The sequence below is a fragment of the Cellulosimicrobium sp. NPDC030954 genome, assembly GCF_055571305.1.
The window spans coordinates 90,005-114,618 of sequence record NZ_JBVIFN010000006.1 but is presented as its reverse complement, the minus strand read 5'-3'; the positions used below and the strand labels follow the sequence as shown (position 1 = coordinate 114,618).

Here is a 24,614-nt window from a genome sequence, read left to right as displayed (position 1 = left end):
CGCACACGAAACGTGGTCCTCGCCATCGCCTACGTCCCGTGCGCCAGTACCGAGTACCACTCGATCGGCGACCTGCACGACCTTGCCCTGGACGGCACCTCGCCCGAGGTCGTCGGCGAGGTGCGTCGTCAGGGGCGCAGCAGGGACTTGATCGCGCGCCGCTCGTCCATCGCGGCGTAGCCCTCGGCGGCGTCGTCGAGGGAGAGCTCGAGGTCGAACACGCGCGCGGGGTCGATGCGACGCTCGAGCACGAGGTCGATCAGCTCGGGCAGGTACTGGCGGACCGGCGCCGGGCCACCCGACCAGTGCACGTGCCGGTAGAACATGTCGACGACGGGAAGCTCGACGCCGTGCGGCAGCCCGACGACGCCGACGTGTCCGCCCGGGCGCACGGCCCCGAGCGCCTGGGCCATCGACCCCGGTGTGCCGACGGCCTCGACCACGCCGTGCGCGCCCAGCCCGTCGGTGAGGTCGCGGACCCGCGCGACGCCGTCGTCGCCCCGCTCGGCGACGACCTCCGTCGCGCCGAACGCCCGCGCGAGCTCCTGGCGGGGCGCGTGCCGGCTCATGGCGATGACCTGCTCCGCCCCGAGCTGCGCGGCGGCGAGGACCGCGAGCAGGCCGACGGCGCCGTCGCCCACCACCACGATCGTCCGGCCCGGTCCCGCCTGCGCCTCGCGGGCGCCGAACCAGCCGGTGCCCAGGACGTCGGACGCGGTGAGCAGCCCGGGCAGGAGGTCGTCGTCGGGCCGCTCGGGCGTCGCGACGAGCGTCCCGTCGGCGAGCGGGACGCGCAGCAGCTCGGCCTGGGCGCCGCGCACGGGCTCGCGGTGGACGCACGACGTCTGGTAGCCGGCGCGGCAGATCGGGCACGTGTTGTCGGACGCGAAGAAGGACCCGACGACGAGCTGTCCCGGGTGCACGGTCCGGACGTCGGCGCCCACCTCCTCGACGGTGCCGACGTACTCGTGGCCCATCGCCACGGGGTGCTCGATCGGGTTCGCCCCGCGGTACGTCCACAGGTCCGAGCCGCACACGCACGCGGCCTCGACGCGCACGACCGCGTCGGTCGGTGCGAGCAGTCGCGGGTCGTCGCGCTGCTCGACGCGGACGTCGTACGGGGCGTGGATGACGGTCGCGCGCACGGTGGCTCCCCTCGGGGCGGACAGGACGACGCCGTCGAGCCTATGGCGGTCCGACCGGGCCTGCTCGGGTCGTGCGTCAGGGCTCCTCGGCCCGCAGCGTCCGGACGGTGTTGCTCGCGTCGTACGTGAAGCTCAGGCGTCGTCCGACGACCTCCTCGGCGACCTCCTCGAGCGTGGTCGACCGGGCGAAGGCGTGCGCCCGGAGCACGGCGAGCGCGTCGCGGGGCGCGACCCGGAGCTGGACCGTGACCATCCCCGTCGCCTGGTGCACCTCGGCGCGCGTCGACCAGTCGAGCGACTGCAGGTCGGCCAGGAGCGACAGCCCGACGACGTCCGCGAGGAACTGCACGTCGACCGGCTCGCGCGCGAGCGTGGACGAGGCGGTGAGCAGGCTGAGCACCCCCACGACCTGGCCACCGGCGTGCATCGGGACGGCGTGGTACGTGCCGTCGATCGGTCCGACGACGCGGGAGAACACTGGGAAGGCGCCGCCGTCACGGCTCCCGTCGGCCTCACGCACCACGACGCGGTCCTCGGCGAGCGCGAGCCGGGCCGGCCCCTCGCCCAGGGTGTCCTCGAGGTCCTCGACGCGCGCCGCGACCCCGTCGACCGTTGCGACCGTGAGGCGGTCGTCCGCCGTCGCGGCGACCGTCAGCGCGGCGCTCTCGGCGCCGAGCACCGTGGCGCACGCCTGACACATGCGCTCGGGCATCGGCAGGTCGCCGTCGGACTCGGCGAGCGCTCGGGCGAGGAGGCCCAGCAGCTCCGACGCGCCCACGTCCGCCTCCGTCCGGTCCTCGTGCTCCTCGTCCAGTTTTCCACCACCCCGGGCGCTCGCTCGGCGACGAGACCTGCACCGTCGGAGCGCCGTGCAGGCGGCGGGTTGCAGAACCGCCGCGCCGGACTAGAGTCCGGGTCTGAGTCTGGACCTGGCTCACGACCCGCTGAACCACGACGGAGACGACCCATGTCCCTGGAGGATCACGCAACGCTGCACCCGCTGTCCCTCGGCGACGACACGACCCTGGGGCAGTACCGGGTCGACCTCGCGACCGACACCTGGTGGTGGTCGGCCGAGACGTACCGCCTGCACGGCTTCGAGCCGGGCGACGTCGTGCCGACGACGTCGCTCGTGCTCGCCCACAAGCACCCCGACGACCGCGACCGCGTCCGCGACGTGCTGGAGCGCGCACGGCGGGACGGCGCGCCCTTCTCGAGCCTGCACCGCATCATGGACGCGCGCGGCAGGGAGCGTGTGCTCGTCGTCGTCGGCCAGGGCCGGCGCGACCGCGACACGGGGCAGGTCGTCGAGCTGCTCGGGTACTTCGTCGACGTGACGCGACCGGTCCGTGCGCAGGCCGGACGGCAGGCGCAGCGCGACATCGCCGCTGCGGCCGACAGCCGGGGCCCGATCGAGCAGGCGAAGGGGGTCGTGGCCGCGGCGTTCGGCGTCCGGCCGGAGCAGGCGTTCGCGCTCCTCAGGCGCGCGTCGAACGAGCGCAACGTCCGACTGCGCGAGCTCGCGCGGCAGGTCGTCGAGGAGGGCACCCGGGCCGACGACGACCGCGTCGATCGGGTCGCCGTGCTGCTGTCGTAGGCGCGGCCGTCGAGTCGCGGACGCGACGTCCGACGGCCGCCAGACGTCGCGTGCGCCCGCGGCGAGGCTGGGTCCATGACCACCACCTCGGCCCGACCCGCCCCGTCGCACGTCGTGATCGACCCCGGGATCCTGTACTTCGGCACGCCCGTCGCGCTGCGCAGCACGGTCGGTACGGACGGTCGCGCGAACCTCGCCCCGATGTCGTCGGTGTTCTGGCTCGGCCGGACGGCGGTGCTCGGCCTCGGCGCGCGCTCCCAGACGGCGCTCGACCTCCTCGCGACGCGCGAGGTCGTGGTGAAGCTGCCCTCGACGGCCGAGGTCGACGCCGTCGACCGCCTCGCCGTGACGACCGGGCGGGACCCGGTCCCGGAGCGCAAGGCGTCCGTCGGCTACACCTACGAGCCGGACAAGTTCGCGCGCGCGCGGGGCTGACGCCCGTCGCGTCGGACACCGTCGAGCCGCCACGCGCCGGTACGCGAGATCGGCCCGAGCGTCCGAGATCGACCCTCAGGAGGTCGACGTCGTGACGGACGGGTCGATCTCGCGGAGGGGACGCCGGCCGAGCGCCCGCACCACCGCTGCGACGTCGGCCGGGGACTCCTCGGCCATGAAGTGCCCGGCCGTCGTCGTGAGGTGCTCCAGGTCTGGTGCCCAGCGGCGCCAGACGCCCGCGGCGTCGTACCCGAGCTGCGCGCCCCAGTCCTGCTGGACCACGGTGACGGGCATGGCGAGCCGGTCGCCGGCGTCGAGCGACGCCTGGTCGTGCACGACGTCGATCGTGGCGGTCGCGCGGTAGTCGGCCACGATCGAGTCGACGGCGTCCCGGCTCGCCTCCAGGTAGTGGGCCCTGACGTCGGCGGGGATTGACGCGGGGTTCCGGGTCCACGCGTCGAGGAAGTGCCCGAAGAACGCGTCGGCGCTGCGGCGGATCATCGCCTCGGGCAGGCCCGGCGGCTGGGCCATGAGGTAGAGGTGGAACGCGACCGCCGCGTCCACGCCGTGGAGCACGCCCCACGTGTCGAGCGTGGGCACCACGTCGAGGACGCCGAGGTGGCTCACGCGGTCCGGGTGGTCGAGCGCGGCACGGAACGCGACGAGCGCGCCCCGGTCGTGGCCGACGAGGACGAACCGGTCGACGTCCATCGCGTCGGCGAGCGCGACGACGTCGTTCCCCATCGTGCGCTTGGCGTAGACGTCGGGCGTGGTCGCCGCGGGCTTCGCGCTGTCGCCGTAGCCGCGCAGGTCGGGCACGACGACGCGGTGGTCGCGCGCGAGGTCGGCGGCGACGTGCCGCCACATGTGGCGCGTCTGGGGGAAGCCGTGCAGCAGGACGACGGGTGTGCCCTCGCCCGCGGTCTCCGCGCGCAGCGCGACGCCGGGCGCGACCTCGACGGTGCGGGTCTCGAAGCCGGGGATGTGCATGGGGTGGGTCCTCTCTCGGGGCGGTGCGGGCCGCCGCAGGTCGTGCCCGGACGGCTGTGACCATCCTCGGAGCGGCGGATCAGCGTCCGATCAGTGCCGCGGGCCGCCGTTCCGCGCGCACGCGCCGTCGCCTTCGTCGCCGCGGCGCGGCCCAGCGAGAATGGCCGGGTGGTGGAGCTGCGCGTCGAGGTGCTCGGGCCCGTCCGGCTGCTGCGCGATGGCGCGGAGGTCGACCCGGGCGGGCCTCGTCAGCGCGAGCTCCTGGCGCGGCTGGCCGCCGCACGCGGTCGCCCGGTCTCGTTCGAGCGGCTCGCGGCGGACCTGTGGGACGACGACGCGGAGCACGACCCCCGCGCCCGGCGCGGTGCCCTCGCGACGTTCGTCGGCGACCTGCGCCGCCGCCTCGAACCCGAGCGGGCACCGCGCACGCGGCCGCGCGTGCTCGTCACCGAGCACGGCGGCTACGCGTTGCGGCTCCCGGACGGCGCGCTCGACGCGGCGCGGCTGGAGTCGGCCGTCGCCCCGGTGGGTGGACCGACGACGCACGGTCCGGACGCCCCCGCGCCCGGCGCCACGCCGGGGATCGGGGCCGGGGACGCGCCGTCGGGCACGCGTGCTCTGCGCGACGCGGTCGCGGCGTGGCGCGGCGAGCCGTACGCCGACCTGCCGGACAAGGAGTGGGTACGGTCCGAACGGCGGCACCTCGCCGAGGTGCACGCGCGGGCGGTCGAGCTGCTCGCGGAGGCGCTGCTCGCGGACGGACGCCCGGCCGAGGCGGTCGCGGCGCTCGACGCGCACGCCGCCGCGCACCCGTGGCGCGAGCACGCGTGGGCGCTGCTCGCGCTCGCGCTGTACCGCGAGGGGCGCCAGACGGACGCGCTCGCCGTCGTGCGCGGCGCGCGTCGCCGGCTCGCCGACGAGCTCGGCCTCGACCCGGGACCGGAGCTCGCGCGTCTCGAGCGCGACGTGCTCGACCAGGCTCCGTCGCTCGACGGCCCGACGCCGGGGCCCCGCCTCGCGGTGACGGCCCCGACCTCGCGCACGCAGCTGCGGTCCACGGTCGACGTCGCGCGCACGCTCGCGATCGCCGGGGGAGACCACCTCGCGACCGCGCAGCAGCAGCGGGTCGCCGCGGCGCTCGCCGCCGAGGCGACGGGCGACCCGGTGCTCACCGCCCGCACGGTCACGGCGTACGACGTCCCCGCCGTCTGGACGCGCAGCGACGACCCCGAGGCGGCCGGCGCGCTCGTCGGCGTCGCGCGGCGCACGCTGCGCCGCCTGGGCCCCGACGCGGCGCCGGTCCTGCGGGCGCGGCTGCTCGCCGTCGTCGGGATCGAGCACCGGGGGACGCGCGACGCGTGGGCGTGGGCCGCGGCCCAGGACGCGGTGGGCGTCGCGCGCGACGTCGGCGACCCGGGGACGCTCGCGCTCGCGCTCAACGCCCGGTTCCTCCAGTCGTTCCAACGCCCGGGCGCGGGCGCGGAGCGGGAGACGACGGGTGCCGAGCTCGTCGCGCTCGCCGCCGCCCACGACCTGCCGACGTTCGCGATCCTCGGGCACCTCGTCCGGATGCAGGCCGCCGCGGGGGCCGGGCGGTTCGGCGACGCCGACGCCCACGCCGCCGCGGCGGAGGACGTCGCGGCCGGGTACGAGTCGCCCGTGGTTCCCATGCTCACGGCCTGGTACCGGGCGATGCGCGACGCCGAGACCGCGCCGCCCGACGCCGCGGCGCGCGCGTACCGGGCCGCCGACGACCTGCTGGCCGGGGTGCGCATGCCGGGCGTGCGTGACGGGCTGCTCCCGCTCGCGCTGCTCACGGTCCGGCTCCGCCACGGCCGCCCGCTCGCCGGGCTCGGCGACCCGGGGCCGTACGCGCCGTGGGTCGAGCCGCTGCTCGCGCTCGACGCCGGCGACCGTCGCGGCGCCGCCGACCTGGCCCGCGCGGTCCCGGAACCCCCGGCGGACCACCTGTGCGAGCTGCGGTGGACGCTCGTGGCCGAGACCGCCGTTCGGCTCGGGGACGCGGGCCTGGCGGGGCGTGCCCGTCACGCGCTCGCGCGCGTGCCGGACGAGCTCGCCGGGGCGGGCTCGGGGCTCGTGTCCGCGGGCCCGGTCCGGGCGTGGCTCGACCGCCTCGACGGTCGCCGCGCGTAGGGTTGTCATCGCCGCCGGGGGTTCGCCCGATCAACGCTCCGGGAGCAGCCCTGCCACGAGTGCGTCGATGACGTCGTCGGCCGCGACGCCGGGGTCGATCGGGGTCGTGAGCAGGTCGAGGAGCAGCCCGTCGATCGCGTAGTGGAACAGGGCGATCTCGCGGGGCCCTCCAGGCAGGCCGGCCGACCGGTTGAACTCGACGTCGGCCTCGAACCCCGCGCGCAGCCACGGCCCGAGCAGGGCTGCGAGCTCGGGACGGCGGCCGGACTCGAGCCGCAGCTCGAACAGGGCCCGCGTGACGTCGGCGTCCGCCGACAGCCGGCGCACGATGTCGCGGAGGTAGTCCGCGAAGAGCGCGCGGTCCGGCTTCTGGGCGGCGCGTCGCTCCAGGTCGTCCGGTGTGGGCGCGAGGCGTGCGCCGATGCGCTCGAAGAGCCCCGCGACGAGGGCGTCCCGGCTCCGGAAGTAGTTCGACGTCGTGCCCGTCGGGACGCCCGCCTCCTCGTCGACCGCGCGATGCGTCAGGCCGCGCGACCCCTCGCGTGCGAGCACGGCGATGCCCGCGTCCGCCAGGGCGCTCCGCCGTGTGGAGTTCTTCGCCATGCGCTGACGGTATCGCAACCACTGCACCTGTTGTAGTCTCGTACCGACCACTTCACCTGTAGTAGTTGGAGAGATGATGCGAGAACTGACCTACTACGTCGCCGTCAGCCTCGACGGGTACATCGCGGGTCCGGACGGCGAGTTCGACGCGTTCCTCGCCGAGGGCGACCACATGCAGCCGATCTGGGCGCGGTACGGCGGCACCGCGCCGACGGACCTGGCCGCCGCCGCGGGGCTCCCGCTCGTCGACAGCCCCTTCGACACGGTCCTCATGGGGTGGAACACCTATGCCGTCGGGCTCCCCGACCACCACCTGACGAACCCCTACCGCCACCTGCGGCAGGTGGTCTTCACCCGGTCGCACGAGGCGCCGAGCGGGAGCGAGGGGGTCGAGTTCACGGGCTCCGACCCGGTCGAGACGGTGCGAGCGCTGAAGCGCGAGGACGGCAAGGGCATCTGGCTGTGCGGCGGAGGCGCGCTGGCCGCGGTGCTCGTCGACGAGATCGACCGGCTCGCGCTCAAGGTCAACCCGGTGATGCTCGGAGCCGGGATCCCGCTGTTCGGCGAGCGGACCTACGCACCCCTGTCCTGGCGGTCGACGAGCACGCAGACGTTCCGCTCCGGCGTGACGTTCGCGGAGTACGAGCGGGCGTGAGGCCCGGCGTGGTGCGGGCGCGAGGCTAGACGTCGAGCGGTCCCCGCACGACGGAGTCGCCCGAGTGCGCGGGGTCGCCGTCGAAGTGCTCCTCCGAGACGTCGACGACGGGGAACTGCGTGAGGTCCAGGCCGTCGGGCAGGTCGAACCGGCCCTCCGCGCCGTCGAGCACGCCGAGGCTCACGAGGCCGCTGAGGTCCTCGGCGAGGAGCCACACCTCGCGATACGTGCCCTCGGGCACCGGCGCATCGACCGTCACGACGACCTGGCGCCGCCCGTCGGGCTGCTCCTCGACACGCGCGTCGCCGCTCGCGTCCTCCCAGTCGGGCAGCGGGTCGAGCGTCGCGCTGGCCACCGTCGTCTCGGGCGGCTCGGCCTCGCGCCGCTCCCACAGGACGCCGCCCGCGACGCCCACGAGGAGCGCGGCCGAGGCCGCCGCGACCGGTACCCAGACCCGTCGGCGACGCGGTGCGAGCGGCACGACGACGGCCCCCGCGCGCTCGCCGTCCGGCGCGTCGGCACGGGACGGGGTGACGGCGGCGGGCTCGTCGAGGTCCGTGCTCGCCGTAGGCAGGTCGAGCTCGGCACGGATCGCGGACCACACCGCCGGGGGCGGCTCGACGAGCTCGTCGGGCGCGTCGGCGCCGTCGAACGCGTCGGCCACGCGCGCGAGCCGGGCGGCGGCGTCGGCGCACTCCGCGCAGGAGGCGAGGTGCGCGCGCGCGTCGTCGTCGAGCACGTCCTCGCCGAGCGCGAGGAGCGCGAGGGTCTCGTCATCGATGTGCTGCACCGTCCACCTCCAATCGGTCGCGCAGCCGGATCAGGCTCCGTCGTACGTGGCTCTTGACCGTACCCAGCGGGAGGCCGAGCTCCTCGGCGATCTGCACGTGCGTCAGGTCGCGGAAGAACGCGAGCTCGAGGATCGTCCGGCCGGGATCGCCGAGCCGCCGCAGCTCGTCGGAGAGGAGCACGCGGTCGGCGACGCGTCCGACGTCGGCGTCCTCGTCCACGGCGGGCCGCGGCTCCGTCGCGGCCGCCTGCTCGGACCGTCGCACCCGGGCGCGGGCCTCGTGCGCGTCGGCGACGGTGTGCCGCGTGATCCCGACGAGCCACGCGGGCAGCCGCGCGCGGTCGGGGTCGAACCGCGACCGGCCGCGCCAGGCCGCGACGAACACCTGCTGCGTCACGTCCTCCGCGTCGGCGCGCGTGCCGAGCGACCGCAGGGCCAGGGTGTGCACGAGCGCGGACCACCGCCGGTAGGCCTCCGCGAGGGCGCCCTCGTCGCCGTCCGCGAACGCGCGGCCGAGTCGCCACAGGTCCGGGTCGGGCGTCCCGGTCTCGGTCACGTTCAGGGCGGGTCCTCGAGGGTCGGCGCCGACCGCGCGGGCGGCAGCGGCGAGCGGGTAGCAGCGATCGTAGCGCCGGGGCGGTCGTACGCTCGCGGGGCGCCCCGCGGGCGCCTGCCGACGAGGGGCGTCACCGGACGGGCGTCGCCGTCACGACGACGTTGTCCGAGTACGAGCGCCGGTTGCGGTCCCACGCGCCCCCGCACGTCACGAGCACGAGGCGGCGCTCGCCCGTGCGGTCGAAGAGCTCGTCGAGCGGGACGTCGGGCTTGGGGACGCTCCGCACGTCCGTCACTGTGTAGGTGTACGAGGCGCCCGTCGCGTCGACGACGTCGACGCGCGCTCCCGTCGTGATCTCCGCGAGCCGGGCGAACGGCCCGACGCCGTCGGGGTCGTCCACGTGGGCCGCGACGACCGTCGTGCCGGCGGGGCTCGCGGGTGCCGGGCCGAACCGGTACCACGCGGCGACGTCCCCGCTGCCCGGCAGGGCCATCCGGCCCTCGGGGTCGACGCCCGCCGGCTCGACGGGGAGGTCGACGTCGAGGTCGGCGACGACGACGCGCGTGGGCGCGGGCGGCGCGGGGTCGGGCACGTCCTGGGCTGGTCGGACGGGCACGTCCCGGGTGGGCCCGGACGGGCCTGCGGTCCCCGCCCCGCCCCGGCCGGGGGCCGGGACGGGCGGGGTGTCGGCCGTCGGTCCGAGGAGTCCGTCGGCCGGCTCGTCGGCGGACGGCGGGGAACATCCGCCGACGACCGCTGCGGTGACGAGCACCGCCCCCAGGAGGGTCAGGAGCCGGTCCCGCGCACCCCGGGCGGGGCGCACGGGACCGGGGTTCGTGCGCTGCGTCATGCGTCCCGGTCGCTCCGGACGGGGTGCGTGGCGTGCGCGTGCTGCTCGCGCCATGCGCGCGCGAGCATGACGACCGCCGCGACGAGCAGCAGCCCGAACAGGGACGCGCCGAACGCGATCACGATGCCCGTGGCGGTGCTGCTCGGTGCCTCGGCCGCGAGGCCGGAGAGGCCCGCGGGCACGCCGGACGGCGACGAGTGGAGCCCCTCGACCGTCTGCGTGGCGAGCGCGAGGTTGCCCGCCTCGAGGCTGCCCCACGCGTAGGCGATCGTGTTGACGCCCTCGGCGACCGTGAGGTCGGCCGGCCCGAGCACCGGGTCCGTCGTGCCCGCGGCGGCGATCGACGCCGACACCGTGCCGGCCGGCAGGTCGAGCACGGCCTCCTTCGGGTTCTCGAGCCCCGTGACGACCGCGGTGCCGCCCGCGAGCACGTCGACCGCGGGCGCCGCCGCGACGTGGCGCACGGTCAGGCGGCCCTGGCCGGCCGCCGTCGGCTCGGTCGAGTTGGTGAAGAGCGTCGCGGTCGGATCGCCACCCGCGTCGAGGTGCGCGACGGCGGTGTAGCTCGTCCCGGCCGCGAGCTCGAGGTCGACCGGGCCGATGACCGGGGAGCTCGTGTCGGTCGCGTCCGGCGCGGTGATCGCGACGCTGTAGGACCCGGCCGGGAGGTCGAGCGGGCCGGCGAGGTCGCCCGGCTGGAAGTCGTCGAGCGTGAGCTCGTCGTTCACCCAGACGTCGACGGGGGTGTCGGGCACGCCGTGGAGGACGGAGAGGGAGGCGCCGTCGGCGGTGGCGGCGTGGGCCGGGAGCGCGAGAGCTCCCACCCCGGCGAGGGTGGTGACGAGGGTGGCTGCGCCTGCGAGCGCGGCGCTGCGTCGTGCGGTGCGGTGCATGGTGTCCTCCGGTTGCGGGGCCCGGTCGGGACCGGGCGCTCGGGCTGTTGACACCCCCTCTTCCGGCGGGGAGGCCCGCGCGGATGCAGCGTCTCGGCACGAGTTCTCGGACGGCCGCGGGCGCTCGGCAGACCGGTGTCGGGGCAGGGAACCGCGCCCGTCGGGCAGGTGAACTTCGCGGACGGGGTCTTGAGGCGGCCCGGTCCGGCACGTACCGTGGGCGCGGCGAGGCGGAGCAGCCTCGGCACGACCCCCCAAGGAGAGCTTTCGTGGCCAGACCATCTGCCGCGCGTCTTGACAGCGCTGTCGGACGACGCGGGGCCAGCCCGACGTCCGACCCCCACCCCCGACGAGGCCGCCGCAGCCGGCTCGGCGGAGCCCTCGCCGGGGCGCTCGCCGCGGCCCTCGCGGTCGGCGTCCTGCCGCCCGCCGCCGCGGTCGCAGCCCCCGCGGCGCCCTCCGCCGAGAGCGACCTCGCATCGCTCGTCGACGTGTTCGTCGGCACCGAGGGCGACTTCGGCAACGACATGCCCGCCGCGCAGGCACCGAACGGCCTCGCCAAGGTGAACCCGCGCACGACCCCGGGCCGCAACAACACCGGCTACGACTACGCGCAGTCGAAGATCTCGGGCTTCACGCACACCAACCTCGACGGGGTGGGGGGCTCCGGCGGCGGCGGTGACATCCTCGTGGTCCCGACCTCCGGGTCGTACACCGCGCGGCCGGGCACGGGCACCTACGCGCACACCTTCTCGCACGACGACGAGCAGGCCGGCCCGGGCTTCTACTCCGTCGGGCTCGGCAACACCGCGGGCAAGGACGGCGCCATCGCGGCCGCGCCGGGCACCATCGAGGCCGAGGTCGCCGCGACCACGCGCTCGGGCGTGCACCGCTACGCGTTCCCCGAGGGCTCGACGCCGAGCCTCGTCGTCGACCTGGAGACGAACAACACGAGCCGCCGGTCGTCCTCGGTGCAGGTCGAGACGCGCGCGGACGGCACCGTGGAGCTGTCCGGGCAGGTCACGGGCTACTTCTACAACGCCGCGTACACGCTGTACTACACCGCGCGCACGCTCCAGCCCGCGACGGTGCAGACCTGGGGCGACGACGACAAGCTCGTCGACGCCACGGCCCAGGACGGCGTCGACACCGGCGCGGTCCTCACGTTCGACCCGGCCGACGCGGGGGACGTCGGCCTGCAGGTCACGCTGTCGCCGGTGAGCGTCGAGCAGGCGCGGATCGACCAGCAGGTCGAGCTCGGGGAGCTGTCCTTCGACGCGATCCGTGACCGCACGCGGGCCGAGTGGAACGCGACGCTCGGGCGGGTCGCGATCGACGCCTCGACGGCGACGGACCCGACGGGCGAGCTCCAGCAGCTCTTCTACACGCACCTCTACCGCATGTTCGCCATGCCGATGAACGCGACGAGCACGTCGGGCACGTACCGCGGCGTCGACGGCGCGGTGCACGCGGCGCAGGGCTTCACGTACTACGACTCGTGGGCCACGTGGGACGACTTCCGCAAGTTCTCCGTCATCGCCTACATCGACCCGGCGCTGTACCGCGACATGGTGCAGTCGCTCGTCTACCTCTTCGCGGACGCCGAGGCGACCGGCACGGGCAGCGGCCTCGGCGGGTTCGTGCACTCGGTCCCGACCGTCCGCTGGGAGCGGTCGTCCGTCGTGGTCGCCGACGCGATCGCCAAGGGCTTCGACGGGTTCGACCGCCTCGACGAGGCATACCCGGCGCTCAAGCGGCTCGCCGGGCAGTACAGCGCGGACGAGCTCCAGCGCGGCTACGTGGCGGGCAACCCCGGCGCGTCGGTCCAGCGCGGCTACGACCAGTACGGCCTCTCCGTGATCGCGGACGAGCTCGGCCTGACGGACGAGGCGCAGTCGATGCGCGAGCAGGCGTCGTGGCCCATCGAGAAGCTCACCAAGCCGGGCGCGTGGACCGCGGCCGACGGCACGCAGGTCGGCCTGCTCACGCCGCGCGCCGCCGACGGCTCGTGGCAGACCGCGGACTACGCGAAGTTCGAGGCCGCGAGCCTCTACCAGGGCACGCTCTGGCAGTACCACTGGTACGACGCGTACGACATGGACGCGCTGATCGAGGCGATGGGCGGCCCCGAGGCGGCCCGCCTCGCGATGCGCCACATGTTCGGCGAGCACGCGCCGGACGACGGCAAGGCCATGCTCCACTCGAACGCCAACGAGATCGACCTGCAGGCGCCGTACCTGTTCAACTACACGGGCGAGCCGAGCCTCACCCAGAAGTGGGCGCGCGCGATCTACACGAAGGAGACCTGGAACCGGTACATCGCGACCGGCTCCTCCAGCGCGGTCCCGAGCGGCGGCGGCGAGTTCACGCCGCCCGTGAAGACGAAGGTCTACCAGCTCGACCCGCGCGGCATGCTCCCCACGATGGACAACGACGCCGGCACGATGTCGACGATGTTCGTCGCCGCGGCGGTCGGCCTGTTCCCGGTGACCGCCGGGTCGGACGAGTTCCAGATCGGGTCGCCGTTCTTCGACTCCACGACCATCACGTACGACGACGGCAGCGCCTTCACGGTGACGGCCGACGGCGTCTCCGAGGACGCGTTCTACGTCCAGTCCGCGACGCTCGACGGCGCACCGTTCGGCAACACGTGGGTCGACTACGCGACCGTCATCGGTGGCGCGGACCTCGCGTTCCGCATGGGCGAGCAGCCGAGCGACTGGGGCACGGACACCGAGCCCGCGTTCTCGATGAGCACCGCCTCCGACGAGCCCGCCGAGGGGCCGCGCGTCAGCGCCGACCCGACGACCGTGCAGACCGGCGACGGCGGCGCGCTCGACGCGACCGTGACGCTCACGCTCGACGGCGCGCGGTTCGCCGCGTCCGTCGGCACGGACCTCGTCGCGAGCGGGGCGGCGAGCGTCGTCGGGCTGCCCGACGGCGTCACGGCGGCCGTGACGGTCACGTCACCGACCGCGCTCACCGTCTCCCTGACCGGGACGGCGTCTGCCGACGCGCGCTTCTACGTCCACCTGGGCGACGGCGCGCTCGCCGACGGCGTCGCCGCGTCGTCGCTCCGCGGCCAGGGCGTCTCCGTGCTCTCCCCGCTGCGCCTGTCCGCCGCGTCCGCCGAGCGCGACGCGCTCGCCGGTCTCGTCGACGACGCCGTGCTCGTGCGGCACGGGAACTACTCCTCGGTGACGTTCGACCGGTTCTCCACCGCGCTGACCCAGGCGCAGGACGCCCTCGCGGACGAGGCCGCGACGAGCATCGCGCTGCGGTTCGCCGCCGACCGGCTGGGCGCGGCGATCGACGCGCTCGACCTCACGGGCGGCGGCTACCGCACGCTCGAGGCCGAGCAGTCCGAGGCGTGGTCGGGCGGGGAGCTGAAGAACGAGGCGAACAGCTCGTCCGGCAACCTCGGCGGCGTGCGCTCCGGGTCGTGGGTGCAGTACCGCGACATGACCTTCGAGACGGCCGCCGGGGACACCCCGCCGCGCTTCCTCACGGTCCGGTACGACACGAACTTCGCCCCGACGGACACGCCGAGCACCGTGCGCGTGCACGCGGGGGAGGTCGACGGCCCCGTGGTCGCGACCGTGGACCTGAAGGGCACGAGCGGCTGGGGCAAGTACACCGAGGTGACGGCGGAGCTCGGCGACGTGCAGGCGCTCGTCGACGCGAAGGCCGTCACGTTCGAGCTGCTCGCGCCGTCGGGCCGGAGCTGGGTCGGCAACTTCGACTGGTTCCGGTTCAGCACCGAGGACCCGGCGGCCCCGGGCCAGCCGGGCGAGTCGCCGACGGTGACGATCGAGGCCGAGGACTGGACCGCGAACTCCGGTCGCGGGCTCAAGAAGGAGTCCTCGACGTGGACGAGCGGGCCGGTGACGAACGTCGGCGGGACCGCGGACGGCGACTGGATCGCCTACGGCGAGGTCGACCTCGGTGAGCTCCCGCTCGGCGAGCTGTCGGTCCACTACGTGCACAACTCGAACCGGTCCGGGAACAGCTCGGCGCTGTCGGTGTACCTCGACGCGTTCGACCCGGAGAACCCGGGCGAGCCGTTCGTCACCGTGCCGCTGCCGACCACCGGGTCGAGCTGGACCGCCGACGGGACGGCGACCGTCGTCCTGCCGGAGACGGTGCAGGGGACGCACGAGGTGTTCGTGCGCCTGACGACCGAGGCGTACGCCGACCACCCGTACGTCGCGAACCTCGACAGCCTGACGTTCGCGCCGGGCGGCCCGACGTCGGTCGTCGTCGAGTCCGAGGCCTGGACCTCGAACTCGGGCCGCGGGCTCAAGAACGAGAGCTCGACCTGGACGAGCGGGCCGGTGACGAACGTCGGCGGGACCGCGGACGGCGACTGGCTCGCGTACGGCGAGATCGACCTCGGCTCCGCCGCGCTCGACCAGCTCTCCGTGCACTACGTGCACAACTCCAACCGGTCGGGGCGCAACTCCGCGCTGTCGGTGTACCTCGACGCGTTCGACCCGGCGAACCCGGGCGAGCCGTTCGTCACCGTCCCGCTGGCCAACACCGGGTCGAGCTGGACGACGGACGGCACGGCCGTCGTCGACCTGCCGAGCACGGTGCGCGGCACGCACCAGGTATGGGTGCGCCTGTCCACCGAGGCGTACGCCGACCACCCGTACGTCGCGAACCTCGACAGCATGCGGTTCTTCACCGACGCCTACGAGGTCGAGGTCCCGCCGACCGACACGGCCGCGCTCGCGGCGTCGATCGAGGGCGCCGAGGCGTTCGAGGCGGAGATCGAGCGGTACGGCCGCATCGACGCGGGTGTCTTCTCGCGCGAGCTCGCCGCAGCGCGGTCGTTGCTCGCCGACGCCGGTGCCGCCCAGGCGCAGGTCGACGAGCGGGCGCGCCGTCTCGGGCTGGCGACCGACCAGCTCGTGCCGGCCGAGCGTCGTCGGCTCGAGAACCTCGTGACGAGCGCGGAGGCCCTGACCGACGAGGGGTACAGCCCCGAGTCGTGGCAGGCGTTCCGCACGGCGCTCGCCGCGGCGACCGAGACCCGGGACGACGCCGCGGCGTCGGACGCGGCGCTGCGCGACGCACGCCTCGCGCTCCAGGGCGCGATCGACGCCCTGGAGGAGCCGGCCGACGTCGAGCTCGTCGAGGTCACGCTCAGCCCGCGCTGCCTCGCCGGGAAGCCGTACATCGCGGTCCGCGCGGTGAACGTCTCCGACGCCGCGGTGGACGTCGAGCTCGCCTCGGCGCTCGGGGCCAAGACGTTCTCGGACGTCGCGCCCGGGGCGAACGCCTACCAGTCGTTCGCCGCGCGCGGCGCGACCGGTGACCTCGTGGTCACCGTGACCGCCACCGGCCCGGACGGCGAGCAGACGGTCGAGCAGACGGTCACGATCCCGACCTGCTGACCCGCGCCCGACGTGCCCGCGTCACGGCCTCGTGCCGTGACGCGGGCACGCGCGTCTCCGCGGACGGGCGGGTCCTGGCGTGCGGCAGAATGCGCGGAGGTCGGTCCCGGTCCGGGGCCAGGCGACGGGGAGGCGTGCGATGACGGTCGTCGAGGTCAGGACGCCGGGGCTCGCTCCGGTGCGGGTCGGGGAGGGTCGCCCGTGAGCCCGCGCGGAGGACGGTGGCCGTTCGGCGGGCGCGGCGCGCGACGACCCGCCGCCGACGAGTCGCCTGCTGCTGACGCTCAGATGCGTCTGGTGACGGTGCTGGTGCAGGAGCTGGCGGCGGCCCAGACAGAGCATTGGGACGAGCTGTCGTATCGCGCGTCCGTCGTGGCCGACCGGACGCAGGCGCACGTGTCGCTCGTCGGCGGGTGGCCACCGGGTCGCGCGCAGGAGCCGACGTCCCCGGCTTTCCAGGAGGCCCTCGCGAAACTGCGGTCCGCTACCGCGCCGGCCGGCCTGGGCGCCTGGTTCACGATCTCGCTAACGGTGCGCGCCGACGGCGAGGTCGGCGTGTCGTACGACTTCGACACCGAGCCGTGGTTCCTGCCGCCCCCGGGCCCCGAGGACTACGCGAGGGACTTCGAACGGTTCCCGCGGTCGGTCGAGACGCAGCCGTCCTGGCTGCGCGAACGCCTCTCGTGGGCGCGCCTGACGCCAGAGCAGACGGTGCGGGCGAACAGAGGTGCATATGCGCTCCGGCCGTACCCGCCGGCACCGGGGGGCCAGCGGCACATGTTCACCGTCACGGTGACCCCGGAGGACGACGTCGAGGTGTACGACCACGCGTCCGGCGGCCGGGCGTTCGTCGACCGGCACGGCGCCGTCCGGCTCGCCGATCCGGACCGACCGATCCGTCCGGACTGACCGCGCCTACCGCGCGAGTGCCCACACCGCGTCGATCGTGTCGGCCTCGGTGGCGGTCTTGTCGTCGCGGTATCGGAGCACGCGCGCGAACCGGAGCGCGAGGCCGCCGGGGTAGCGGGTGGACCGCTGGAGTCCGTCGAACGCGATCTCGACGACCTGCTCGGGTCGCACGTGCACGACGTATCCGTCGTCGGAGGTCTCCAGCTCCCGGAAGCGGCGTGTCTGCCACTCCAGCATCTCGTCCGTCATGCCCTTGAACGTCTTGCCGAGCATGACGAACCCGCCGTCGGGGTCGCGCGCGCCGAGCCAGATGTTCGACAGCCACCCGCGGCGGCGACCCGAGCCCTGCTCGACCGCGAGCACGACGAGGTCGAGCGTGTGCCGCGGCTTGACCTTGACCCACCCCGCGCCGCGCCGCCCGGCCGCATAGGGGGTGTCGAGCGACTTCACGACGACGCCCTCCTGACCCTCGGCCACGGCGCCCTCGAAGAACGCGGCCGCGTCGGCGGGGTCGTCGGTGACGAGGCGCCGCACGGCGTGGGGGCCCGCGACGTCGTCGAGCACCGCGAGCCGGTCGCGCAGCGGCTCGTCGAGCAGGTCGCGGCCGTCGACGTGCAACACGTCGAAGAAGAACGGCGAGAGCTCGAGCGACGCCGCGAGCTCGGCCTCCTCGGCGGCGCTGCGCTCGCCCTGGGTCGCGGAGCGGGCGGCGGTCTCCTGGAACGGGCGCGGGACGCCGTCGGGCCCGACGACGAGCGCCTCGCCGTCGAGCACGAGCGCCCGGGCCGGGAGGGACCGCGTCGCGGCGACGATCTCCGGGACGCGCTCGGTGATGTCGTCGAGCGAGCGCGTGAAGACGCGCACGTCGTCGCCGTCGCGGTGCACCTGGATGCGGATCCCGTCGAGCTTCACGTCCACGGCCACCGCGGTGCCCGACGGCGGGTGCTCGCCCTCGGCGTCGCCCTCGCCGTCGCCACCGGGTCCCGCGCCGAGCTTCTCGAGCGCGGCGGCGACGTCGGGCGCGGACTGCGCGAGCATCGGCCGCACGGGACGGCCCACCGTGAGCCGGAACGTCGCGAGGGCCTCGGTCGCGGCCTCGGGGCTCCCGGCCGTCAGCGCGGCACGCGCGACCGGCCCCGTCGCGCCCGCGAGCATGACCGCGCGGCGCACCGTGTCGGCGGGCACCCCGGCGGCCTCGGCGACGGCGTCGACCACGACCGAGTCGAGCGCGCCCTGCCGCAGCTCGCCCGAGACGAGCCCCGCGAGGAGCGACTGCTCGCGCGCCGTCGCGGCACCGAACAGCGCCGCGGCCTCGGCCTGGCGGGCCGTCGCCGAGCCAGGGCCGGAGAGGTCGGCCATGCGGGCGAACGCGGCGTCGACCGCGGTCAGGGTGAGGCTCGGCTCCTCGGCCGGGGTGGGCAGGTCGCGCAGCGAGCGCCACCCGAGTCCCGTGCGCCGCTGCCGCAGCTCGCCCGCGAGGTACGCGACGGCGATCTCCACCTCGTCGCGCGCGCTCCGGCCGTCGGTACCGTCGGCGTTGCCGGCGGTGCCGGCCGTGCCGACGTCGGCGGCGACGCGGCGCAGCAGGTCCGCGATGGCCGCGCGCTTGGCGAGGCGCGAGCGGGTGGCGGCGACGGCGTCGGACGTGGCGGCGACCTCGGCGAGCAGCATGCTCCATCCTCACGCCGACCACCCACGCCCGCCCGCGCTCCCTCAGGCGCCGAACCCGGGGTCGCTCCCGACGATCGAGGTCCCGTGGGGAGCAACCCCGGGTTCGGCGGCACCCGGCGCGTGGCCGGTCAGCGAGTGGGCGCCACCACGACGTCGACCGTCCCGACCGACGGCAGTGCGCGTCGCAGCGCCGTGTCGGCGGCGGCCGTGACCTGGTCGGCGGTGGCGACCGGCGTCTGCGGCGGCACGAGGACGCGCGCCTGGACGGCGAGGCGGTGCCCCGACCAGCGCAGCCGGACGTCGTCCACGCCCTCCAGCCCGTCCACGCCGTCGAGCGCGTGGCGCGCGCGGTCCGTGAGGTCCGGGTCGACGCCGTCGAGGAGCCGGCGCCCGACGTCGCGCGCGGTGCCCCACAGGAGCACGAGGATCGCGACGGTGATGAGCAGGCCGACGAGCGGGTCCGCGAGGGGGAGACCCGCGAGGACGCCCAGCGCGCCGAGCACGACCGCGAGGGACGTGATCCCGTCGGTGCGCGCGTGCACGCCGTCCGCGACGAGCGCCGCCGAGCCGATGCGGCGCCCCACCCGGATGCGGTACACGGCGACCGCCTCGTTGCCCGCGAACCCGACGACCCCCGCGGCGATCACCCAGCCGAGGTTGTCCACAGGCTGCGGATCCGCGAGGCGTCGCACCGACTCGACGCCCGCGACGACCGCCGAGAGGGCGATCATCGCGACGATGAACAGGCCCGCGAGGTCCTCGGCCCGGCCGTACCCGTGGGTGTACCGGCGCGTCGCCGCGCGGCGGCCGAGCACGAACGCGATCCACAGCGGCACGGCCGTGAGCGCGTCGGAGAGGTTGTGGACGGTGTCCGCGAGCAGCGCGACCGAACCGCTGACCGCGACGATGCCGAGCTGCGCCAGGGCCGTCGCGCCGAGCACCACGAGCGACACCTTGACCGCCCGGATGCCCTGCCCGCTCGCGACGAGCTCGTCGTCGATCGAGTCGGCCGCGTCGTGCGAGTGCGGCACGAACACCTCGTGCAGCCAGCCGCGCAGCCCACCCGGGTGAGGATGGTCGTGGTCGTGGTCGTGGTCGTGGTCGTGGTCGTGGTCGTGGTCGTGGTCGTGGTCGTGACCGACGACGGCCGGGCGGGTCGTGCTCATCGGTCCGCCGCCGTGGACGTGGCGGCCCCGGCGGCGGGGGAGGACCCGTCGACCGCGTGCGCGTCGTCGGCGTGGTGCGCGGGGTGGTCGTCCACGGCGTGCTGCGCCTGGAAGACGGCCTGGGTCACGAGCGTGCGCGCGTGCTCGTCGACGAGCGAGTAGAAGACACGGTTGCCCTCCTGGCGGGCGCGGACGATGCGACCCCAGCGCAGCTTGGCGAGGTGCTGCGACACGGCCGTCGGCGACTTGCCGACGATCTCCGCGAGCGCGTTGACCGGCAGCTCGGCGTCACGCAGGGCGAGGACGATCCGGACGCGCGTCGCGTCCGCGAGCAGCGAGAACACCTCCGTCGCGAGCTCGACGTACTGGCTCTCCACCCCGAAGGTGCACCCCTTCGTATCTTCACGCATACGCAGATACTAACGGAGCGAGCTCCACCACGGCGCCGAACCGGGGGTTGCTCCCCACAGCCGCCGCGCCCTGAGGAGCAACCCCGGGTTCGGCGGCTCGGGCGCCGGGTGGGTCGGGGGCTGCGGCCGCGGAGAGGTGGTCGTGCTCGGTACAGGGTTTCCTGAATACAGGGGAGCATGTACTGTCGCGCTCATGGTCGAGACGGTCACGCTCACCCACACCGCGGCGCTCGCGCGGCTGGGGCACGCCCTGTCGGACGAGACGCGCACGCGCGTCCTGCTCGCGCTGCGGGAGGCTCCGGCCTACCCGTCCGACCTCGCCGACGCGCTCGGCGTCTCACGCCAGGTCATGTCGAACCAGCTCGCCTGCCTGCGTGGGTGCGGTCTGGTCGAGGCGATCCCGGACGGCCGTCGCACCTGGTACCGCCTGGCCGACCCCCACCTGGCGCCGGCCCTCGACGACCTGCTGCGGCTCGTCGTCCAGGTCGACCCCACGTGCTGCGGCCCCGACGGGTGCACGTGCTCATGACCTCCGTCTCGATCGGCCGCACGCCGCCCGGTCCCGGCGCCCCGACCGCCGCGCGTCGTGCCGTGCTCGAGCGCCGTGTGCGGTGGGTCGTCGCGGCGACGATCTCGTGGAACGTCGTCGAGGCGGTCGTCGCGATCACCGCCGGCCGCGTCGCGTCCTCGGCCGCGCTCGTCGGGTTCGGGCTCGACTCGCTCGTCGAGGTGCTGTCCGCCGCCGCGGTCGCGTGGCAGTTCGCCGCGCCCGACCCGCACCGGCGCGAGCGGTCCGCGCTGCGCGTCATCGCCGTCTCGTTCTTCGGCCTCGCCGTCTTCGTCTCCGTGGACGCCGTCCGGTCGCTCCTCGGCGCGGCGGAGCCCGCGCACTCCGTCGTGGGCATCTGGCTCGCCGCGGTGAGCCTCGCCGTCATGCCGTTCCTGTCCTGGTTCGAGCGCCGCACGGGCCGCGAGCTCGGGTCGGCGTCCGCCGTCGCGGACTCGAAGCAGACGCTCCTGTGCACGTACCTGTCCGCGGTGCTGCTCGTCGGGCTCGTCCTCAACGCGACGCTCGGGTGGTCCTGGGCCGACCCGCTCGCCGCGCTCGTCATCGCGGCCGTCGCGGTGAAGGAGGGTGTCGAGGCCTGGCGCGGGGACGCGTGCTGCGCCCCCGTCTCGGCGCTCGTCGGCGAGGGCGAGGCAGACACCTGCGCCGACGGGTGCTGCGCACCCCAGGATGACGGGCCGACGTCGCACCCCTGAGCGTTCGTGCCCGTGCCGCGGGGCCCCACGATCACGACGTGAACGCCTCGGGAGCACCGGCGCGCCGCCGCGTGCCGCTGTGGCTCGTCGCGGCGGGGGTCGCCGTCGTCGCGCTCGCCTCGCTCGGCCATGACCGGCCGGCGGAACGACGCGCTCGACGAAGCACAGAGGCGCCGCGGCCGTGGCCGGTCCGCAGGCCCCGGGGCCCGGGAGACTCACGTCTCCAGGGCGGCGACGACCGGAGCGGTCTTCGAGTAGCCGGCGGCCTCGACGATCTTGCCGTCGACGACTCGCATGACGTTGACGCCGCGCACCGACTCGTCGGTGCCGGTGCCCCACACGTAGCGCCACCGGACGATCGCCCACTCGTCACCGGTGTGGACGTCCTCGACCACGAAATGGCTGCTCGTGTCGTCGATGAGCGCCTTCCACGAGCTGAACGACGCGTCATAGCCCTCGTCGCGGGTACCGTCCGGCGCTGGCTGGACGCTCTCCATGACGCAGTCAGGGTCGATGATGTCCACGAGGAGCGTGGCGTCCCGTTCTTGGAACGCTCGGTTGAAGCGGTCGATGACCTCGCTGGTCGTCAGTCTCGCGTCGACGGGCTTCGTCATGATGGCCTTCCTTCTCTGGGAGATTCTGGGCACGCTCGTGGCCCCCTTGTGCGTGGCTGTCGGCCGACCGAGGTCACGCCCGGTGAGACCGGACCGCCGCCGCGTTGTCATCGGTCTCGGCACGGACGCTCGTCGGAGATCTCTGCCGGGACCTGTCGGATCCGGGCCGTGGCGTTCGTCGAAGTGGTGAGGCTGCCCACTACCGGAGGCGGCGCCAGGCGAAGGGCCACGGGCATGAAGTTGACGACGACGACGCAGATCACGCTCGACGGTGTGATGCAGGGGAACGGTCACACGACCGAGGACGACCGCAGGAGCGGGTTCGACCGGGGCGGGTGGGCCCGGGGGAAGGGCGACGACGAGACCCGCAGGTTCATCAACGAGACCTACCAGCGCGCCGACGCGTTCCTGCTCGGTCGCCGGACCTACGAGGTGTTCGCCGACTCGTGGGGAACCCTGGGGGAGCACGACGTCCCCGGGTGGGAGCCCGTGAGCCGCGCGCTCCACGGACGACGCAAGTACGTGGCGTCGAGGACGCTCACCGAGGCGACGTGGTCGAACGTCACCGTCCTGTCCGGCGACGTCGTGGACGCCGTCCGTGGGCTGAGGGCCACACCGGGAGGCGAGCTGCAGGTGCACGGCAGCGGCGTGCTCACGCGCTGCCTGCTGGAGAACGACCTGGTCGACGAGATGACGCTGATCACCGTCCCGGTAGTCCTCGGTCAGGGGAGGAGGCTGTTCCCGGACGTCGGGCCGGAGACGTCGCTGGACCTGGTCTGGTCGCGCACGGACACCAAGGGCGTGACGACCCAGGTCTTCCGGCCGGCCGGCCGCCCGCAGCACGTCGTGACCGACGCGCGCGGTCGCGTCGTGCGGAACGGCTGAGCGGCATGCCGCAGAATCTGCAGGACACACACGAGGGAGCGTGCGCATGCGGTACCTGATCTCCGTGATCGACGACTCGACCGAGCCCGGTGCTGCCGACCGGCGGCCCGAGATCAGCGCGTTCAACGAGCGGCTGATGGCCGAGGGGTACTGGGTGTTCGCCGGGGGACTCGCTGAGACCGCCGCGGCCACGGTCGTCGACAACCGGGGCGAGCGGGCGGTCGTCACGGACGGCCCCTACGTGGAGTCGAAGGAGTACCTCGCGGGCGTCTGGGTGTGGGAGGCGCCCGACCTGGACGTGGCGCTACGGCTCGCCGCCGAGGCGTCGAAGATCTGCGACCGAAAGGTCGAAGTGCGGCCGTTCGCGTGACCGGCCTCGACGTCGACGCAGCGATCGTCCGTGCCTACCGAGAGGAATGGGCCCGGGTGGTCGCCTCCCTGACCCGACGGTTCGGCGATCTCGACATCGCGGAAGAGGCCGCCGCGGACGCGTTCGCGACCGCCGTCACGAGCTGGCCGTCGGGAGGCGTGCCTCCTCGCCCCGGGGCCTGGCTCACGACCACCGCGAACCGCAGGGCCGTCGACCGCATCCGCCGCGAGAACAAGCGCGAGGGCAAGCACAGGGAGGCGTTGATGCTGGTCGGCGACGCTCCGCCCGAGCCTCTCGGGGTGATCGACGACGACCGGCTCCGGCTGATCTTCACCTGCTGCCACCCGGCCCTGGCGATGGAGACCCGGGTGGCGCTCACGTTGCGGATGGTCGGCGGTCTGACCATGCCCGAGATCGCCCGCGCCTTCCTCGTCCCGGAGCCCACGATGGGCCGGCGGATCACCCGGGCGAAGGCCAAGATCACGGCTGCGCGGATCCCCTGGCGCGTGCCGGCTGCCGAGGACCTACCCGTCCGCGTCGCCGGCGTTCTCGCCGTCCTCTACCTCATCTTCAACGAGGGCTACCTGGCGACCGGGCCGCATGCTGATCCCGTGCGTCAGGATCTGACCGACGAGGCGATCCGGCTCGCACGCCTGATCCGCACCCTCCTGCCCGAGGACGGCGAGGTGACCGGGCTGCTGGCGTTGATGCTCCTCACCGACGCTCGCCGCCCGGCACGGGTCTCGGCCGACGGGGTGCTGATCTCTCTCGGTGAGCAGGATCGCAGGACGTGGGACGCGGCCCTGATCGCCGAGGGCCACGAGCTGGTGCGTGAGCGTCTCGCCGCCGCCCGCGGCGGGACCCGCCCGGGGCGCTACCAGATCCTCGCCGCGATCAGCGCCGTCCACACCGACGCCCGAGACGCCCGCGACACCGACTGGTCACAGATCCTCGCCCTCTACGACCAGCTGGGTCGGCTCGACCCCTCACCGATCGTCGCCCTCAACCGGGCTGTCGCGGTCGCCGAGCTCGACGGCCCCGACGTGGCACTGGCAGCCGTCGAACGGCTTCACGACGAGCTCGCCGACTATCACGCCTACCACGCCACACGTGCCGACCTGCTTCGTCGGCTCGGCGACGGTCGACGGTCTCGCGAGGCGTACGACAGGGCCGTCGACCTCGCCGGCAACGCCGCAGAGTCGGCAGCCCTCGCCCGTCGCCGCGACGGGCTGGGGTAGCGACGTCCGGTCCGCTGCTCA

At 74.7% G+C, this 24,614-nt stretch carries 23 protein-coding genes; 11 read left to right on the top strand and 12 right to left on the bottom strand.

The features are described 5' to 3' along the window. Nucleotides 1-128: 128 nt before the first annotated feature. Nucleotides 129-1,145 (bottom strand): zinc-binding dehydrogenase, encoded by a 1,017-nt coding sequence (locus ACZ402_RS13490; protein WP_375823304.1) that lies wholly within the window; start codon nucleotides 1,143-1,145, stop codon nucleotides 129-131. Nucleotides 1,146-1,221: 76 nt separating this feature from the next. After that, the gene (locus ACZ402_RS13485) at nucleotides 1,222-1,923 is read right to left on the bottom strand and encodes an ANTAR domain-containing protein (protein ID WP_375823305.1); all 702 of its coding nucleotides are present in this window, start codon (nucleotides 1,921-1,923) and stop codon (nucleotides 1,222-1,224) included. Between the two features lie 189 nt (nucleotides 1,924-2,112). On the opposite strand from ACZ402_RS13485, the gene ACZ402_RS13480 reads away from it, so the two are divergent. Further along, nucleotides 2,113-2,742: a PAS and ANTAR domain-containing protein gene (locus ACZ402_RS13480; protein ID WP_375823306.1), complete on the top strand. Its 630-nt coding sequence runs from the start codon at nucleotides 2,113-2,115 to the stop codon at nucleotides 2,740-2,742. A gap of 75 nt (nucleotides 2,743-2,817) precedes the next feature. After that, nucleotides 2,818-3,177, top strand: a complete 360-nt coding sequence (locus tag ACZ402_RS13475) for a hypothetical protein (protein ID WP_375823307.1) — start codon at nucleotides 2,818-2,820, stop codon at nucleotides 3,175-3,177. Nucleotides 3,178-3,252: 75 nt separating this feature from the next. Here the strand turns inward: ACZ402_RS13475 and ACZ402_RS13470 are convergent, their stop codons facing one another. Beyond that, on the bottom strand, nucleotides 3,253-4,167 hold the full coding sequence (locus ACZ402_RS13470) for an alpha/beta fold hydrolase (protein ID WP_375823308.1): 915 nt from the start codon (nucleotides 4,165-4,167) through the stop codon (nucleotides 3,253-3,255). A 168-nt stretch (nucleotides 4,168-4,335) separates the two neighbouring features. Between ACZ402_RS13470 and ACZ402_RS13465 the strand changes: the two genes are divergently transcribed. Then, complete coding sequence (locus tag ACZ402_RS13465; RefSeq protein WP_375823309.1) at nucleotides 4,336-6,321, top strand: BTAD domain-containing putative transcriptional regulator; 1,986 nt, start codon at nucleotides 4,336-4,338, stop codon at nucleotides 6,319-6,321. A gap of 30 nt (nucleotides 6,322-6,351) precedes the next feature. On the opposite strand, the gene ACZ402_RS13460 is transcribed toward ACZ402_RS13465, so the two are convergent. Continuing rightward, nucleotides 6,352-6,924 (bottom strand): TetR/AcrR family transcriptional regulator, encoded by a 573-nt coding sequence (locus ACZ402_RS13460; RefSeq protein ID WP_047230940.1) that lies wholly within the window; start codon nucleotides 6,922-6,924, stop codon nucleotides 6,352-6,354. 76 nt (nucleotides 6,925-7,000) lie between these two features. Between ACZ402_RS13460 and ACZ402_RS13455 the strand changes: the two genes are divergently transcribed. Next, nucleotides 7,001-7,579, top strand: a complete 579-nt coding sequence (locus ACZ402_RS13455) for a dihydrofolate reductase family protein (protein ID WP_375823310.1) — start codon at nucleotides 7,001-7,003, stop codon at nucleotides 7,577-7,579. Nucleotides 7,580-7,604: 25 nt separating this feature from the next. Here the strand turns inward: ACZ402_RS13455 and ACZ402_RS13450 are convergent, their stop codons facing one another. The 4 genes from ACZ402_RS13450 to ACZ402_RS13435 form a co-directional block, all read right to left on the bottom strand. Next, nucleotides 7,605-8,369 (bottom strand): anti-sigma factor domain-containing protein, encoded by a 765-nt coding sequence (locus ACZ402_RS13450; protein WP_375823311.1) that lies wholly within the window; start codon nucleotides 8,367-8,369, stop codon nucleotides 7,605-7,607. Continuing rightward, nucleotides 8,353-8,925 carry an RNA polymerase sigma factor gene (locus ACZ402_RS13445; RefSeq protein WP_375823312.1) on the bottom strand — a complete coding sequence of 191 codons (573 nt, stop codon included), beginning with the start codon at nucleotides 8,923-8,925 and terminating at the stop codon, nucleotides 8,353-8,355. The genes ACZ402_RS13450 and ACZ402_RS13445 overlap by 17 nt, the downstream gene beginning before the upstream one ends. A 130-nt stretch (nucleotides 8,926-9,055) precedes the next feature. Continuing rightward, nucleotides 9,056-9,775, bottom strand: coding sequence for a class F sortase (locus ACZ402_RS13440; RefSeq protein ID WP_375823313.1), 720 nt, complete (start codon nucleotides 9,773-9,775; stop codon nucleotides 9,056-9,058). Then, nucleotides 9,772-10,668: a DUF4397 domain-containing protein gene (locus tag ACZ402_RS13435; protein ID WP_375823314.1), complete on the bottom strand. Its 897-nt coding sequence runs from the start codon at nucleotides 10,666-10,668 to the stop codon at nucleotides 9,772-9,774. Before ACZ402_RS13435 ends, ACZ402_RS13440 begins: the two co-directional genes overlap by 4 nt. A 269-nt stretch (nucleotides 10,669-10,937) precedes the next feature. On the opposite strand from ACZ402_RS13435, the gene ACZ402_RS13430 reads away from it, so the two are divergent. Together ACZ402_RS13430 and ACZ402_RS13425 are read left to right on the top strand one after the other, a co-directional pair. After that, nucleotides 10,938-16,067: a glycoside hydrolase domain-containing protein gene (locus ACZ402_RS13430; protein WP_375823315.1), complete on the top strand. Its 5,130-nt coding sequence runs from the start codon at nucleotides 10,938-10,940 to the stop codon at nucleotides 16,065-16,067. A 288-nt stretch (nucleotides 16,068-16,355) separates the two neighbouring features. Next, on the top strand, nucleotides 16,356-16,976 hold the full coding sequence (locus tag ACZ402_RS13425; protein ID WP_375823316.1) for a hypothetical protein: 621 nt from the start codon (nucleotides 16,356-16,358) through the stop codon (nucleotides 16,974-16,976). Nucleotides 16,977-16,982: 6 nt separating this feature from the next. On the opposite strand, the gene ACZ402_RS13420 is transcribed toward ACZ402_RS13425, so the two are convergent. The 3 genes from ACZ402_RS13420 to ACZ402_RS13410 all read right to left on the bottom strand — a co-directional run bounded on the left by ACZ402_RS13420 (nucleotide 16,983) and on the right by ACZ402_RS13410 (nucleotide 20,223). Next, the gene (locus ACZ402_RS13420; RefSeq protein WP_375823317.1) at nucleotides 16,983-18,647 is read right to left on the bottom strand and encodes an ATP-dependent DNA ligase; all 1,665 of its coding nucleotides are present in this window, start codon (nucleotides 18,645-18,647) and stop codon (nucleotides 16,983-16,985) included. Nucleotides 18,648-18,775: 128 nt separating this feature from the next. Then, nucleotides 18,776-19,813, bottom strand: a complete 1,038-nt coding sequence (locus ACZ402_RS13415) for a cation diffusion facilitator family transporter (RefSeq protein ID WP_375823318.1) — start codon at nucleotides 19,811-19,813, stop codon at nucleotides 18,776-18,778. Continuing rightward, nucleotides 19,810-20,223 carry an ArsR/SmtB family transcription factor gene (locus ACZ402_RS13410; RefSeq protein ID WP_375823319.1) on the bottom strand — a complete coding sequence of 138 codons (414 nt, stop codon included), beginning with the start codon at nucleotides 20,221-20,223 and terminating at the stop codon, nucleotides 19,810-19,812. Before ACZ402_RS13410 ends, ACZ402_RS13415 begins: the two co-directional genes overlap by 4 nt. Before the next feature lie 193 nt (nucleotides 20,224-20,416). Here ACZ402_RS13410 and ACZ402_RS13405 point away from each other — a divergent pair, with 193 nt between their 5' ends. Then, nucleotides 20,417-20,752, top strand: coding sequence for an ArsR/SmtB family transcription factor (locus ACZ402_RS13405; RefSeq protein ID WP_047230949.1), 336 nt, complete (start codon nucleotides 20,417-20,419; stop codon nucleotides 20,750-20,752). Next, nucleotides 20,749-21,486 carry a cation efflux transmembrane domain-containing protein gene (locus ACZ402_RS13400; RefSeq protein WP_375823320.1) on the top strand — a complete coding sequence of 246 codons (738 nt, stop codon included), beginning with the start codon at nucleotides 20,749-20,751 and terminating at the stop codon, nucleotides 21,484-21,486. The genes ACZ402_RS13405 and ACZ402_RS13400 overlap by 4 nt, the downstream gene beginning before the upstream one ends. Before the next feature lie 215 nt (nucleotides 21,487-21,701). Here ACZ402_RS13400 and ACZ402_RS13395 read toward each other — a convergent pair whose 3' ends face one another. Beyond that, nucleotides 21,702-22,100: a nuclear transport factor 2 family protein gene (locus ACZ402_RS13395; RefSeq protein WP_375823321.1), complete on the bottom strand. Its 399-nt coding sequence runs from the start codon at nucleotides 22,098-22,100 to the stop codon at nucleotides 21,702-21,704. Nucleotides 22,101-22,334: 234 nt separating this feature from the next. Here ACZ402_RS13395 and ACZ402_RS13390 point away from each other — a divergent pair, with 234 nt between their 5' ends. From ACZ402_RS13390 to ACZ402_RS13380, 3 genes are read left to right on the top strand one after another with little or no spacing between them, the layout of a single operon-like run. Then, the gene (locus tag ACZ402_RS13390; RefSeq protein WP_375823322.1) at nucleotides 22,335-22,985 is read left to right on the top strand and encodes a dihydrofolate reductase family protein; all 651 of its coding nucleotides are present in this window, start codon (nucleotides 22,335-22,337) and stop codon (nucleotides 22,983-22,985) included. Nucleotides 22,986-23,031: 46 nt separating this feature from the next. Beyond that, complete coding sequence (locus ACZ402_RS13385; RefSeq protein WP_375823323.1) at nucleotides 23,032-23,355, top strand: YciI family protein; 324 nt, start codon at nucleotides 23,032-23,034, stop codon at nucleotides 23,353-23,355. Continuing rightward, a complete protein-coding gene (locus ACZ402_RS13380) occupies nucleotides 23,352-24,593 on the top strand; it encodes an RNA polymerase sigma factor (RefSeq protein ID WP_375823324.1) in 1,242 nt (413 codons plus the stop codon). Before ACZ402_RS13385 ends, ACZ402_RS13380 begins: the two co-directional genes overlap by 4 nt. Nucleotides 24,594-24,614: the final 21 nt, after the last annotated feature.

Bases quoted from the DNA above. Each gene is read 5' to 3' on its own strand.
- ACZ402_RS13480 (WP_375823306.1), top strand. From the start codon at position 2,113: ATGTCCCTGGAGGATCACGCAACGCTGCACCCGCTGTCCCTCGGCGAC.
- ACZ402_RS13475 (WP_375823307.1), top strand. From the start codon at position 2,818: ATGACCACCACCTCGGCCCGACCCGCCCCGTCGCACGTCGTGATCGAC.
- ACZ402_RS13470 (WP_375823308.1), bottom strand. From the start codon at position 4,167: ATGCACATCCCCGGCTTCGAGACCCGCACCGTCGAGGTCGCGCCCGGC.
- ACZ402_RS13460 (WP_047230940.1), bottom strand. From the start codon at position 6,924: ATGGCGAAGAACTCCACACGGCGGAGCGCCCTGGCGGACGCGGGCATC.
- ACZ402_RS13455 (WP_375823310.1), top strand. From the start codon at position 7,001: ATGCGAGAACTGACCTACTACGTCGCCGTCAGCCTCGACGGGTACATC.
- ACZ402_RS13440 (WP_375823313.1), bottom strand. From the start codon at position 9,775: ATGACGCAGCGCACGAACCCCGGTCCCGTGCGCCCCGCCCGGGGTGCG.
- ACZ402_RS13435 (WP_375823314.1), bottom strand. From the start codon at position 10,668: ATGCACCGCACCGCACGACGCAGCGCCGCGCTCGCAGGCGCAGCCACC.
- ACZ402_RS13425 (WP_375823316.1), top strand. From the start codon at position 16,356: ATGCGTCTGGTGACGGTGCTGGTGCAGGAGCTGGCGGCGGCCCAGACA.
- ACZ402_RS13420 (WP_375823317.1), bottom strand. From the start codon at position 18,647: ATGCTGCTCGCCGAGGTCGCCGCCACGTCCGACGCCGTCGCCGCCACC.
- ACZ402_RS13415 (WP_375823318.1), bottom strand. From the start codon at position 19,813: ATGAGCACGACCCGCCCGGCCGTCGTCGGTCACGACCACGACCACGAC.
- ACZ402_RS13410 (WP_375823319.1), bottom strand. From the start codon at position 20,223: ATGCGTGAAGATACGAAGGGGTGCACCTTCGGGGTGGAGAGCCAGTAC.
- ACZ402_RS13405 (WP_047230949.1), top strand. From the start codon at position 20,417: ATGGTCGAGACGGTCACGCTCACCCACACCGCGGCGCTCGCGCGGCTG.
- ACZ402_RS13400 (WP_375823320.1), top strand. From the start codon at position 20,749: ATGACCTCCGTCTCGATCGGCCGCACGCCGCCCGGTCCCGGCGCCCCG.
- ACZ402_RS13395 (WP_375823321.1), bottom strand. From the start codon at position 22,100: ATGACGAAGCCCGTCGACGCGAGACTGACGACCAGCGAGGTCATCGAC.
- ACZ402_RS13390 (WP_375823322.1), top strand. From the start codon at position 22,335: ATGAAGTTGACGACGACGACGCAGATCACGCTCGACGGTGTGATGCAG.
- ACZ402_RS13385 (WP_375823323.1), top strand. From the start codon at position 23,032: ATGCGGTACCTGATCTCCGTGATCGACGACTCGACCGAGCCCGGTGCT.